This is a genomic window from Nitrospina gracilis 3/211, from assembly GCF_000341545.2.
Taxonomy (GTDB): Bacteria; Nitrospinota; Nitrospinia; order Nitrospinales; family Nitrospinaceae; genus Nitrospina; species Nitrospina gracilis.
Genome location: NZ_HG422173.1, coordinates 850,166 through 863,188, shown reverse-complemented (window position 1 = coordinate 863,188; position 13,023 = coordinate 850,166). Strand labels below are relative to the sequence as shown.

Annotated in this window: 13 protein-coding genes; 2 read left to right on the top strand and 11 right to left on the bottom strand. The window is 53.0% G+C overall.

Annotated elements, in window-relative coordinates; all coding sequences use genetic code 11:
- Positions 1 to 80: 80 nt before the first annotated feature.
- The 9 genes from TX82_RS04030 to TX82_RS03995 form a co-directional block, all read right to left on the bottom strand.
- Positions 81 to 2,753, bottom strand: coding sequence for an ATP-binding protein (locus TX82_RS04030; RefSeq protein ID WP_005007324.1), 2,673 nt, complete (start codon positions 2,751 to 2,753; stop codon positions 81 to 83).
- A 558-nt stretch (positions 2,754 to 3,311) separates the two neighbouring features.
- A complete protein-coding gene (locus TX82_RS16155; RefSeq protein WP_005007320.1) occupies positions 3,312 to 3,473 on the bottom strand; it encodes a hypothetical protein in 162 nt (53 codons plus the stop codon).
- Positions 3,473 to 3,856, bottom strand: coding sequence for a cache domain-containing protein (locus tag TX82_RS04025; RefSeq protein WP_005007319.1), 384 nt, complete (start codon positions 3,854 to 3,856; stop codon positions 3,473 to 3,475). The genes TX82_RS16155 and TX82_RS04025 overlap by 1 nt, the downstream gene beginning before the upstream one ends.
- A 154-nt stretch (positions 3,857 to 4,010) precedes the next feature.
- Positions 4,011 to 4,349: a hypothetical protein gene (locus TX82_RS04020; protein WP_005007316.1), complete on the bottom strand. Its 339-nt coding sequence runs from the start codon at positions 4,347 to 4,349 to the stop codon at positions 4,011 to 4,013.
- A gap of 48 nt (positions 4,350 to 4,397) precedes the next feature.
- Positions 4,398 to 4,868 carry a hypothetical protein gene (locus TX82_RS04015; RefSeq protein WP_005007314.1) on the bottom strand — a complete coding sequence of 157 codons (471 nt, stop codon included), beginning with the start codon at positions 4,866 to 4,868 and terminating at the stop codon, positions 4,398 to 4,400.
- 34 nt (positions 4,869 to 4,902) lie between these two features.
- Positions 4,903 to 5,286 carry a response regulator gene (locus tag TX82_RS04010; protein WP_005007312.1) on the bottom strand — a complete coding sequence of 128 codons (384 nt, stop codon included), beginning with the start codon at positions 5,284 to 5,286 and terminating at the stop codon, positions 4,903 to 4,905.
- The gene (locus TX82_RS04005; RefSeq protein WP_005007311.1) at positions 5,283 to 6,146 is read right to left on the bottom strand and encodes a formylglycine-generating enzyme family protein; all 864 of its coding nucleotides are present in this window, start codon (positions 6,144 to 6,146) and stop codon (positions 5,283 to 5,285) included. Before TX82_RS04005 ends, TX82_RS04010 begins: the two co-directional genes overlap by 4 nt.
- Positions 6,143 to 6,559, bottom strand: a complete 417-nt coding sequence (locus TX82_RS04000; protein ID WP_005007308.1) for a hypothetical protein — start codon at positions 6,557 to 6,559, stop codon at positions 6,143 to 6,145. Before TX82_RS04000 ends, TX82_RS04005 begins: the two co-directional genes overlap by 4 nt.
- A gap of 127 nt (positions 6,560 to 6,686) precedes the next feature.
- Positions 6,687 to 7,742 carry a formylglycine-generating enzyme family protein gene (locus TX82_RS03995; protein WP_222822962.1) on the bottom strand — a complete coding sequence of 352 codons (1,056 nt, stop codon included), beginning with the start codon at positions 7,740 to 7,742 and terminating at the stop codon, positions 6,687 to 6,689.
- Positions 7,743 to 7,873: 131 nt separating this feature from the next.
- On the opposite strand from TX82_RS03995, the gene TX82_RS03990 reads away from it, so the two are divergent.
- Entirely contained in the window at positions 7,874 to 8,821 is a 948-nt protein-coding gene (locus tag TX82_RS03990) for a MerR family transcriptional regulator (RefSeq protein WP_005007301.1), read from the top strand.
- A 123-nt stretch (positions 8,822 to 8,944) separates the two neighbouring features.
- Here TX82_RS03990 and TX82_RS03985 read toward each other — a convergent pair whose 3' ends face one another.
- Both TX82_RS03985 and TX82_RS03980 read right to left on the bottom strand, forming a co-directional pair.
- Positions 8,945 to 9,817 (bottom strand): response regulator, encoded by an 873-nt coding sequence (locus TX82_RS03985; protein ID WP_371828206.1) that lies wholly within the window; start codon positions 9,815 to 9,817, stop codon positions 8,945 to 8,947.
- Complete coding sequence (locus TX82_RS03980) at positions 9,730 to 11,643, bottom strand: histidine kinase dimerization/phospho-acceptor domain-containing protein (RefSeq protein WP_005007295.1); 1,914 nt, start codon at positions 11,641 to 11,643, stop codon at positions 9,730 to 9,732. Before TX82_RS03980 ends, TX82_RS03985 begins: the two co-directional genes overlap by 88 nt.
- A gap of 462 nt (positions 11,644 to 12,105) precedes the next feature.
- Between TX82_RS03980 and TX82_RS03975 the strand changes: the two genes are divergently transcribed.
- On the top strand, positions 12,106 to 12,825 hold the full coding sequence (locus TX82_RS03975) for a tetratricopeptide repeat protein (RefSeq protein ID WP_005007282.1): 720 nt from the start codon (positions 12,106 to 12,108) through the stop codon (positions 12,823 to 12,825).
- The last annotated feature ends 198 nt before the right edge of the window (positions 12,826 to 13,023 follow it).

Genomic DNA, 13,023 nt, shown 5'->3' with positions numbered 1-13,023 from the left:
AGTATCTTCTTCTCAGACGGAGATACTGAAGGGGTTGATCGGTGACGGTTCTTTCGATTTAAAAGTTACCGGTGGGAGGGTCAGCGGCCAATAACTACCGAGACCTTTTCAAAATCTTCCTTTATTTTTTTGAAATTGAACTTCCTGGCGAGCGTCCTCCATTTTTTCGCCAGCTTCGCGGCTTCGCTTCCCAGGGTTTCCATCTTGGTCAAATTCTTTTCAATTTCCGAAACGATTCCCAACCTGACGGAACGGTCGATTTGAGTGAAAATCGACTCCTCGATGTAGATTTTTTCGAAATCGATGGGCATGAACTCGGGGTTGTTTTGCGCCAACTCTTCGTCCGTTTTGAATTCGAAGCTCACTCCCAGCAGTCTCTTCAATACGTCGAATACCTTTTCCCGCCTTAGAGGTTTGACGATCACATCATGAACCCCTTTTTCAAAAAACTTTTCATGATAGTGGTTGAAGGCGGCCGTGGTGGCCATGACCACCTTGATGCCTTTCAAAACGGGGTTGGCCATAATTTTTTCGAACACATCCAAACCATTCAGTTCCGGCATGTAATAATCGAGAAAGATGATGTCCGGCTTCCAAGACTGGAGTATTTCCAGCGCACTTCTGCCGCTTTTGACCACCTTGACATCCGTTCCGATTCCGGAAAGGATTTCCGACAGAACCCTGGCGCAGGTGTCGGTGTCTTCCACAACCAAAGCCTTGACGTGCACGCCCGGGGCCAGGCCTTTGACCAGTTCCAGGGAATCGGTACTTTTTTCCGATTCTTCCTCACCCACCCGTGGCAGGGTGAGCGTGAAGTGAAACTTCGACCCCTCCCCGGGCCGGCTTTCCATTTCCAGCTTCCCTCCAAGTATTTCGACAAGGCGTTGGCTGATGGTCAACCCCAGTCCGGTTCCTCCCTTTTTCAGACCAACCTCTTCCTGGGCAAAAGGCTCGAAGATGGATTCCTTCATATCCTCTGAAATGCCCACCCCCGTATCCGACACTTCGAAATAGAAACGATCCTGGTCCCGGGTTTTGACGCGGAAGACAATCCGGCCCTTTTCCGTGAACTTGACGGCGTTCCCCAGCAGGTTGATCAAAACCTGGCGCAGTTTGTTGACATCGCCTGTCACCAGGGAACTTTCCGGGGTTTCGTCGAATTCCACGACGAAGGCCAGGTCTTTCTGATCGCATTTCCACTTGGTCATGATGGTGAGGTCCCCGACCAGGTTGGCCAGGTTGAACTCTTCTTCATTGAGCATGTGCTTGCCGGACTCGATCCTGGAAATGTCCAGAACGTCGTTGATCAAACCCAGAAGATGATTGCCCGCCCGGAAGATGTTGGATATTTTCTCCCTTTGGACCGGGTCCAGTTGTGAATCCTGTTTCAGGATCTGGGTGTAGCCCATGATGGCGTTCAGGGGAGTCCGGATTTCGTGGCTCATGGATGATAAAAATATACTTTTGGCCCGGTTTGCTTTTTCAGCGTGTTCCTTGGCTTCGAGATATTCACGGGTCCGCTCGTCCACCATTTTTTCAAGGTTGGCCGTGTAGTTTGAGATTTCGTCCGCCATGCCCTGGAATCCGTGAGCCAGTTCCCCCATCTCATTGTTCGCATCGAGGGCAAAGTCCGCCTTCTTCCACTTGCCTTGCCGAAAGGCTTCCACCCCCGTCAGCAGTTTTTGAATGGGGTTCGTGATCGAGCGGAACAAGATGAAGCATAAAACGATCAATAAAACGGCGGCAACCCCAATGGCTGACAAGATGTTTTTCTTTAATTGATAATAGGGAGCCAAGATTTCATCGGTATCGAAAGTAAGCACCAGTCTCAAGTCGCCGAAATCATTTTGCAGGTGTTGCAAAGCATAACTTCTCAAAACATGGTTATCCAGATTGATCTCAAAGCCATGTTGCAGGGTCTCGAGTTTTTCCTCCAAACTTTTTATGGACTCCAGGTTTCTTTTCGCCGGCACCTCTTGAAAACCATCAGGTCCCTTGATACCGGAACCGATCACCAGGTCCCGGCCAAAAGTTAATAGAAATTCGATGTTTTTATACGAATGTGATCTCAGTTCCCTCACCAGGTTTTGTCCCAACTCGTCCACCATGATTTCCGCCTTGAGCATTCCAAACTCCTGTCCCAGTCTGCGCTCCAACCGGAAGGGGGTTTTGACGATGACGGACAGGGATTCGACCTGGTTGGACCCATTACTCACTTCCGGTTTGATCAGGTACCCATAGTTTTGGCGGGTCTGGAACCATTCTTCCTGTGAGTAAACAAACTTGTCCGGTTTGGGCCACCCGGCAAAAACAACGCCCTGGTTATTGATGGCGATGATGGAATCGAAAACGCGGTGTCCGGAGATCCGCCAGGGAAACCGGATGAAGTGAAATATCAGGTCGGAAGCCTTGTTATCCAGAACCCGGCCGATATGGGGGTGCAACTGCCGACCGTTCCAGGAATCGGAAACCTCTTCAATCAGTGCGTTTCCATCGGGAGAATTGAAGCGCTTGTTGGAAGCATTTGCATGCTGGACCAGGATGGGGTTGCTGGCCAGGGACTGGAGTTTTTGAACCTGAAGATCGAGTAATTCCCCGATTTGTTCAAGGATTTCCTGGCTCAACAGTTCAACATTGTGTGCGTTTTGGTCAACATAGAGTTTTTTGAAATTATCAAGGGACACTACGGTAAAAAGGCCAATAAATAAAATAAAAATGACAACAACCAAAACCAATACATTTTTGATTTTCATTGTGTCCCTCCCCTTGAGGAAAAGGGTCATTTTTGGATCCGAAAATATTATTGGCCCGAACCATTATCGGTTTTGGTTCCCTTTAAGGTATTCACTCAATACCCTGCATCTTTTTTCGCCAAGCAGGGAGAAACACGCTTTTGGAATTATTTCGTCTCCAACCTGCACTCTTGCAGTAAAGAGTTTCTCAAATTTTCATTGATGGGACACCAAAATATTTCCCGGGTAGGTCATTCATTTTTTTTGATTACCTTTTTTAGTATAATTCGCTTTGACCCAAAACCAATTACTTTTTAATTGATAATTCTTAAAATTTAATTTTTCAAAAAGGGCCGCGAAAACCCCTAACCGGCGCTTTTTCAATAATCCCCATGTATCCCGTTACAGCCTTTAGGCTGATCTGGTAATCGGATACATCGGGAAGGGAGCTGCCCCAGCCATTCTGGCATACCGCCCTGTTCGCCCGCTTGAGAACCACGGGGCACCGATTTTTCCTCATCGACCGTCAAATCTTTCAGTGAATGCATCCCACCCGGAATGGGGAAACCCGCATTGCATTCAGGACTGGCTCATCGCGCCATCGGCGTTTTGAACGCTCCTTAAAAGTTCGATTATTTTTCTGTTGTCGAACCGCTTCAAATGTTTTTTCAATTGCTCCACAGAAAGCGCTTCGCGCTCTCCCAGCTTTGCAATCTGGTTGAGTTCATTTTCCAATTCCATCACCTTTCCCAGGCGGGATGGAATCCATTTCGGCCATTGAGAACCCGCTTTACCGGTTCCCATTCACGGATTTCCTGATGGTAAGGGCTCTCGGGGTCGGACCTTTCCTCCAGGGTCAGGCCCGTATGGCGGCTGGTCAGGACCACGTGGCCCTGTCCGTTCAACAGGTAATACTGCAGGCTGTGATAGTTCGATTCCTTCTTCAAATTATCCAGAGCCGTGCTGACGAAACGCAGGTTGAATCCCGCCTTGAGCAGGCCGATGACCCGATTCAGATCATCCTTGATCTGGGCAATCACGTTGAGGGAATAGGACTGCGTACTGGAATCGAACTTTACAACCTCAATCCGGGTGTTCAGGATTTCAATGAATTCCTGAAACACGCCTCATCTCCCTGGTTGTAATCGCTGCTTTTCGGATACACTCCAACGGTTCCCGCAAAGGCATCGACGGCAATGAACTCGGTGAAAACGGGAAAGCCGTGCTTCTTCCGGTAATATTCGACTTACTTCCGGAACATTGCTGAAGCGTCGTTTTTCAGAACGCTCCTTGAAAACGCAGAAAGGGCTTGCCCGTCCAGGCCTGATCCCTCGCCTCCATGACCTGCTCTACATCTTTTCTTGCCGAGAAGAACGCATTGGATTCTTCAGCCAGCTGAACCAAATCCTTCCCGCTCGCTATCCTCTCCACCTCTTCAATCCGGTTTGACAGCATTTGATTCAGGATCTCAATCTGGTCTTGAGCAAGACCGAGCACTTCCTGCCCTGCGCGCTCCTCGAAAACCTGCTGCGATGAATCAAACAGGAAAAATCCAACCGCTCCAATGCCGAACCCAAACAATAAAATAAGCAAATTCAGTTTCCAAATCAGCTTCATGGTAATGTGTCCCCCCTGTACAATCCGGATTCCTGGGCTTCCCGGATATCAAACATCAAAATGAATGCAAAACTTGATGACCTGTATCACTTCATTCACTTCCCTTGGAGATTCAAAATGCCAAGTGGCGCCGTCCACCAAGCACCGGGCCCGGCATCCGGGAAGGCAGGGATTTCTCTCACTCATATGCACCGCTGCCACATGGACATTCGGTTTGTGGTCTTTCACGATCTTGATGGGACTCATCCCTTCCCCTTGTGGAACTTCGGGCTCGATTACGGCAAAGTTAATGTTCAAGGCATTGATGGACAGAATCACCTCCTCCATCGAATGAGCGTGTAAAATTTCCAAACTGCTTGACTCACAGGACATCTCCAGCAAATCACCCAGCAAGGCTCCGTAATCTTTGTTTCGATCCAGGATCAGAATTCTCATTTCAAGGTCTTTCGCTTCCGCTCCGATGAAGCCATGGGTTTCCCTGCGAAGCCCTATTTCTGCATTGTGAACAAAAGCCCCCAAAGCCTTCTCCTTGCCCTCCGCTTAGAAAACGCTTTCAATTTGATTGGCAAGCCACGTTCAGCCATTCAATGACCCTTTCCAGGTCCGCAACCCGGTTGAAATGCCATTGAGCCCCGTACTCCACGCACAACATGGGGCATTTAAAATCGCATCGATTTACAGGATTCAGGTGGACCGCCACAATCGGCGTATTCGGTACGTTGTCCTCCAAGACCTTGATCAATCCCAGGCCCCCCAAAGTGGGAAAATCCGGGTCCACCACAATCAGGTCGAAGGTTTCATGGAGCACGCACAGCACCACCTCTCTCATGGTGTTGGCATGCGAAAATTCAAGTTGCTTTCCGTAATGTCCCAGTTTCAGGTATTGTTCGAGGATGGTTCCCTGCTCCCTGTCAGGTCCAATGAGTAAAATGTTCATGGTCTGGCCTCCTTCATTTCCTTGTCTTTCACGCTTTGCGCACAGCGGAATCCGATGCCGTCGGTTTTGAGCGCGAACCCGCCCTTGCCGCGCGCTGCCGTTCGAATATCTGCCGCAAAGCTGTGCCAGGAGCCGCCCCGAATGACTTTAAGAATGCCCTGCCCGGGCCCCTGGGGATTGCGCACGGGTCCCCACCTGTAATAATCCGGGCTGTACCAGTCGGCCACCCATTCGCGGACGTTGCCCGCCATATCGAGCACGCCATAGGGAGAAGCGTTTTGCGGTTGGGATCCCACCGGCCACAGGGTGTTGCGGTCCTCCCAGTTGTGGGCGAAGTTGGCGGCATTCTGCAAACGCGGGTCCCCGCCCCAGGGGAACATGCGGCCATCGGTGCCGCGTGCCGCTTTTTCCCACTCCGCTTCGGTGGGCAAACGCTTTCCCGCCCAGAGACAGTAGTCCACCGCGTCGTACCAGGTGATCTGCACCACCGGCCGTTTCCCAATGTCCTTTTCCCCGGAAAGGGGCCCGTCTCCATAAGGATTGGGCGGTTCCTTGCGGTGAGCGGATTTTATGTAGGCGAGGTAACGGGTGTTGGTCACCTCCACCGAATCGATGTAAAAACCGTCCACGAATACCTCCCGCTGGGGCCGCTCGTCGTCGCGGCCCGAGCCCTCGACGTTGCCCATCAAAAACGGTCCTTCCTGAACCCAGACCATTTTTACCGGATCCCGGCTGAGTTCCACCTGCCCCGCATTGGCAGGCGACAGGCCCGCTCCGAACATGCACATCGTCCAGATCAAAACGGCCCACCATTGTTGAATGGCGGGCTTCACCATTTGTCGGTTGCGTTCCGGCTTCATCGTTTGGGTTCCTGGCTGGCCTCCACAACGTGGTGGCTGAGGGTTAATATTTGTTGGTGGAATCTCCCGACCTGTTTCCAATCCCGGTTTTCAGCCGCCGTGTAGGCTTCAGCCAGAAGATGACGACATTCGTGCAGATTGCTTTCCAACTGGGTCTGAATGGAGGGCGAGGCCAGAGTCCCCCCCAGAGCCGCGTGGTGATACACCTCCCAAGCCAATTCCACCGCGTTTCGGGCTTCAATGATTTTCTTGTTCGACCAGGGATCGCCGATTCCCACCGGGTTCTTGTGCATAGTTTCTGCAGGTGACGTCGCCACCGTCGCTAAAAAAACTCCCAGGATCATCCAGAAAACCAGCAGGATGAAATCGCGGGTGCGGGTCGCCTCTGCTTCATTTGGAATTTTGGATTTCATGATGCAGCCCCCCTGATTAACAAAAGTCTGAAGGATGTTCCAACCTCCCGTCTCCGCAAGGGAACTTACGAAGGGGAGGGTTTGCGAAGAGGGAGATTGGAACCCGTAGATCTTTCATCCGACCTGATCAATTTACCTGCTTTTTGATCATTCCTTCCAAGGTCCGGTACTCCTCGTTCTGCGGATCCATCTTGATCGCCCTGCCAATGGAGTGCATGGCCTTCCCGTATTTCTCAGCTCCCATCTGGATCAGCGCTTCCATGTAGAACGTCCGGGCCTGCATCACGCCTTCACTTTCCACCGTCCGGGCACAGCGGAAACCCAAACCCACGCCGTAGCTGTTGTTCATCGGATCGTTCCAGAACCGGTGCGTCGTGGTCGTGCTTTCCGCCGGGGCGTACCAGGAACCACCGCGAATGACTTTTTTCTTTCCGGTGGTCAGGCGGTCGACATAGGTCCCCGTGGAACCCAGCATGACGCCTTCGACCGGCCCCTCCGGATTCATCATGTTGTCCTTGCTTTTGTAGTAGTGCGGGTCATACCAGTCCGAGACCCATTCGAAGACGTTTCCCGCCATGTTGTACGCTCCGTAAGGGCTTTTGCCTCCCGGGTAGTCCCCCACGTTGGCGGTGAACTCCTTTTTACGTCCGAAGTTAGCCTTGGTGGCATCCAGCTTGTTGCCCCAGGGATACTTCAAACCCTCCGGCCCGCGCGCGGCATTTTCCCACTCCGCTTCCGTGGGCAGGCGCTTGTTCGACCAGCGGCAGAATGCATCGGCATCATGCCAGTTCACGCCGCTCACCGGCTGGTCCGGCTGGTTGCGCTTGTGGTCGTCCCAGTAAGCCGGAGCCGGGTGTCCGGTGGCTTTCAGGAAATCGGCATACTGGCGGTTCGACACTTCATACTTGTCGAAGTAGTAAGGATCGAGAATCACCTGGTGCGCCGGACCTTCATCGTGAAACGCTTCACGGGAAACCCGGTACCTCAATTTCTGCGCCGCGGACATATTGGGCTTCGGGGGTTGCGGCTCCCGGTCCACCCCCATCACAAACGGACCACCCGGGACCAGGACCATGGCTTCCGGAATTTCAATCGACTCGCCCGCAACCCCGGATCCAGAGGCCCCCGCCCCAACCAATCCGGCCATCACCATCGCCAAAACTGCTCTTTTATAAGAACGCATCCTAATCATCTCCGCCTCCCGTTTAATGTTTTTTAATCTTTGTCTAAAGATATGCTTGTAATTAAAGTTTGTCAAATAAATTTTCAAAATAAATTTGACAAACTTTAGAAATAACTATTATATTTACGTTTATGGACAGCTTTCGAATCGATCATGTTGCTAAATTGACGGGACTTTCCAAGCACGTCATCCGTTCCTGGGAAAAGCGGTTCGGTATCCTGGAGCCCAAACGGGGCGAGAACCGTTACCGGGCTTACGACCAGGAAGACGTGGATTTGTTGATCTACCTCAATGAGCAGATCGGGCAGGGATACAGCATCGGTGAGCTGGCGGCGGCAGGCCGGGGGGAGTTGTTACGCCGCATGCGTGCCGCGCAGAAGAAGGATCGGGAACGTTCCAGCGCCGCCCACGACCGCATTCTGGACGACCTGGTAAACAGCCTGTCTCCGTTTCAGCGCCAGCAGTTCGATCGCCGTTTCAATGAAGCGGTGGCCCTGCTGCCCTTCGAAGAAGTGTTCTTCAAAATCCTGATCCCCTTACAGCACCGGGTGGGGGACATGTGGGCGGACGGGATCGTGGGGGTGGGCGTGGAGCACTTTGTCACCCAGCAGGTGCGCCAGAAGTTCATGGCCGTGCTCAATCACCTGCGAACCAGCGAAGACGGGCCGAAGATCGTCGTCGTCTGTCCGCCGGAGGAACTGCACGAGATGGGGGCCCAGACCGCGGCTTACCTGTGCGCCCTGCACGGCTGTCACCCGCATTACCTGGGTGCGCAGTTGCCGGTCAAGGAACTGGCCGCGTTCTGCACACTGGTGCATCCCAATCTCGTCCTGCTATCCGCCAGCAACCAGATGAGCGACGACGAGGCCAAAGCGCTGGCGCGGGAATACCAGGAGCAGGTCCTGCCGAATTGCCCCATGTGGGCCGGAGGGCAGGCCATGAAAACAGCGCGCTCCCATTTCGAAGCGGTGGGCATTGACGTGCTCGACGACATGGATCACCTTGAAAGCCGGTTGAAACGCATCGCCCAGTTTCTTCACCCTCCCACAATCAAAACCGATACGGAGAAATCCGAATAGAAAGCGGCAAATCCCGCCTGCCAACATTCAATACCTCAATAAAGAAAAACCCGCCTGCACCGATTGCCAGGTGCGGGCGGATTTTGTTCAGGCCGAGAAGAGACGGCATGCGGCCGGGGGCCACTAATCTTTCGGGACAATCAATTTTTTCAGTTCGTCCCGGAGTTTTTTTATTTCAAAATGACGGGCATGTTCCTTCAGCTTGTGAGCCCATTCGGCCGCCTCCGCATTCAAATGCTCCAGCTCATCCAGATGAACCTCCAGCTGGGAAAGAATGCCCAGGCGGGCGCTCTTGCTGATTTTCGCATGCAACTCGTCCGGTATGCCCAGAGTGGCGGGGTCGAAATCCTTTTTTCCGCTTTGCTGGCTGTCCTTTTTCTCTGTGGGGTCCTCGTAAACGTACTCCACATTCAAATGATTCTTCAACACCCCCAGCAATTCATCCCGCTCCACGGGTTTTTTCAGCACACCGTGGATGCCGGCTTCGAAGCATACTTTGCTCAACGCCTCAAACGGGGAGGCGGTGACAATGATGATTTTCATGGAGTCCCTGCCGAAACGTTCCTGGATCTGGATGGAGGCCTCCACGCCGTTCATCTCCGGCATGCGGTAGTCCATTAAAACGATGTCCGGCTTCCAGTCTTTAAGCAGACGAAGTGCGTCGGCTCCGCCCTCTGCAGGCCGGGCGTCGATGCCAAGGGGTTTGAGCATATCCACCAGGATCTCGATGTTGGATACATTGTCGTCCACCACCAGGGCCTTGACGTCAAAACCGTCGGCGAGGCGGGTCGCCCATTTCAAACGGTGGTCCTTAATGGGCACAGCTCCCTCCGCCGGGGGCAGCGTGAGGGTGAAGTAAAATCGCGATCCTTCGCCCGGCCTGGAATCCATTTTCAACTCCCCGCTCATCAGCTCAACAAGCCGCTTGCAGATGGACAGTCCCAGTCCGGTACCACCCCGGGATATCGACTCATCCTGTTCAAAGGGATCGAAAATCGTTTCCTGTTTATCGGTTGGGATACCCGGTCCGGTGTCCTCCACCTCGAAAAAAATTGCTGGTTTTCCAATGCCTGGACCTTTAAAACGACGCGGCCCTCGTCGGTGAACTTGGCCGCATTGCCCAACAGGTTCATTAAAACCTGACGGAGCCTGCCCTGATCGCCACGCACCAGAAACCGTTCATCGAGATCGAGACCCTCCACAACAAACTCCAGGTCCTTTTCATAGCACTGCAACTGGTAGATTTGCTTGAGGTCAATCACGAGGTCGCTCAGATTGAAATCCTGTTCGACAAATTTCAGCTTGTCCGCTTCGATTTTGGAGATATCAAGGATGTCGTTGAGCAACCCCAGCAGGTGGTTGCCGGAACGGTAAATGCCCTGCATTTTATCCATCTGCGCCTGGTCCAGGGTTTTGACACGGCGCAGGATCTGGGCGTAGCCCAGTATGGCGTTCAACGGGGTGCGGATTTCGTGGCTCATGTTGGATATAAACGTGCTTTTGGCCCGGCTGGCCTGTTCTGCGCTCTCCTTTGCCTCACGCAGTTCCTTGGTCCTCTCCCTCACCCGGTTTTCCAGTTCGACCGCATGGTCCCGAATGCGAATCGCCATATTTTGCACCGACCGGGACAATTCACCGATCTCGTCCTTGGTATCCATGGCAACCTTCACATTCCAGTTGCCGTCCCCGAGCGACCGCGTTCGTTGCATCAGGTCGGAGACCGGCCGGGTGATGGATCGGACAAAAAGCCCACCGAGAACCAGAAACACCAGCACGCTGCTGCCGAACATCCAGTGCAAAAATTGCTTGAGTTCAAACAACGGAGCCAAAACTTCCTCGGTATCGAGTTTCAGGACAAGGGCCCAGTCGAGGCCATCGAACCCGAGGTAACCCAGGGAGTGAACATAACCGACCAGTTCCCGCCTCTGGCTGGTGTTTTCGTAAAGGTATCCCCCCTTCTCACCCATCAGGACCCGCTTGACCGGTTCCCATTCCGACAGGTCCGTTCCAAAAGACAACCGGTTATTCTGGTTGTTATCGGAAGCGACGCCGGAACTGTTGAGGCCGCTTAAAATCAGGTGGCCCCTTTCGTCTACCAGGTAGTACTGAAAACTTTTGTACTGGGAATCCTGCTGGATATGGTCGAGGTTTTTCCGGATTTCCTCGAGATCGATCCCCGCCTTGAGCAGGCCTTCCATTTTGTAACCCAGGGTGTAGGCCAGATTTGGGATTTTGGCGATGACAGGGAGGGTCTCCCGCTTCGTGCTGGAATCGAATTTCACTTTATCCAGCCAGACCTTGGGAGCATTCAGGCCGTTTTTATACCATTCCTCATCGGCCTGGTAATAATCACTTGGATTGGGCCAGGCGGCGACAACCGTACCAAACCGGTTGACCGCCATCATTTTATTGAACACCCGGTGGCCGTTTTTCTTCCAGAAGAAACGGGTTTTGAGAAACAGGGTGTAGGAAAGAGCGTTGTCCACCACCTGGTCGATGAAGGAATGCCGCTCCCACTTGGCCCAGGCGCGATCGATTTCCTCGATGAACGTCTGGCGGTTGTCCATCTTTTGGAAAAACCGGTTGGACTTCTCGATATCTTTCAGAATCGTTTGGTCACTGGCCAGCTCCTGGACCGCTTCGATGCGCATCCTCAGGAGTTTTTCCAGGATCTCCATGGAATTGCGGGTGAGGTTGTACGCTTCTGTGCCGATTTGCTCTTTGAAGGCACCCTGGGAATGATTGAACAGAAAATACCCGACAACTCCAATGCCGAGACCCATCAAAAAAATAAACAGAATGAGTTTTTGCCCCAGTTTCATACACGCCTCCCCCCAGAAGGCGGTGCCTGGTTGACCTGCGGCACCACAGTGCTGAAAACAACCCGCGCTCGCGTGGGGTTAAACAACCCCACTGCGGTACTTTTCCGAAATCAGGCGGGCCGGGTTAAAATGATTCCCCTTCAGAACTTATTTTAAAGACCAGACAACCAACATGTTTAAGGTAACCCATCCAATTCGTTCCAAGCCCCCTGTAATGCGTTCATGACAGAAAAAAGCCGCCTGAAAACCAGGGAAACTTTGGGATCGTTTAAAATTAAATAAGTTATGGATACGAGAGTTTCGGGTCGATTCAAAAACCACAACCATAAAAACATCGCGAAATGATATCCGAATCCTGATAGACTCCTTACGTCCAAAGGGAGTGAATGTTTTGCATTCAAATTCTGGCGCAAATCCGCCCCTTTTTGTTAGGATGAGCCAACACGCCTCAGGAAACCGGTCATGACCAACCTCGACACCATCCTTTCCATCATTGTCGGCATCCTCATTTTCGGTGCGGCGGTGTATGTTTTCCGCACGCGCAAGTACGAGCCGCCACCGGACCGCGAACAGCCGCCGTGGGAGGTTCCCCTACAGCCGGGAAAACCGGAGCCGCAGTTCTCCGCCGAAGACCGCAAATTTTTTGAGGAAGTGCTGGGCGTGGACGTGGACGAACACCGGGAGTTCTTACGGCCGCTTGCCGAGCTGGAAGAAACGCAGGGCGTGCATTTCCGCGACCTGTATGCGACCAATGAGGACCTCGCACGCAACTTCTGGGAAGGGGTGGCGCATTCGTACTTCGAGGAAAAGCACTTCAATCAGGCCGCCGAATCCTATCTCAAATCGCTCGGCTTTCACCTCAAACACTCTACAGAAGAGACGGCCGAAACGGCGCAGTTGCGCTGCAACCTCGGCATCGCGCTCACTGAAACCGGGCGCAGTGGCGAGGCCATCCACCAGTTCGAAAAATCCCTCTCCTTCAACAACGAACACGGCGGGAACAACCGCGAAGTCATCGCCGCCCTGCTGCACAACCTCGGCTGGGCGTGGGAGACGGAAGGTGACAACGCCAAAGCGCTCGATTACTATGGGCGCTCGCTCGCACTGTGCGAAGAAATCGGCGACGAAGACGGCGTCGAAAACCTCAAGCCTAAAATCCAGGCCCTCCAGCACGAAAAATAGTGGGCCGCCCGGCCAGGCCGGGAGCGAACAGGCTACTGCTCAACGGTAACTGCGATGGTCTGCGGGCGCGGACTGCGTCCGAGGCGGATGGCTACTGCTCCCCAATTCCGGCGATGATCTGTGGTCGCAGACCACCCTTTTCCCCCTCCTTTTCAAGGAGGGGATGAATCGGTGTTCATCTGGGGTTGAAAATGATTT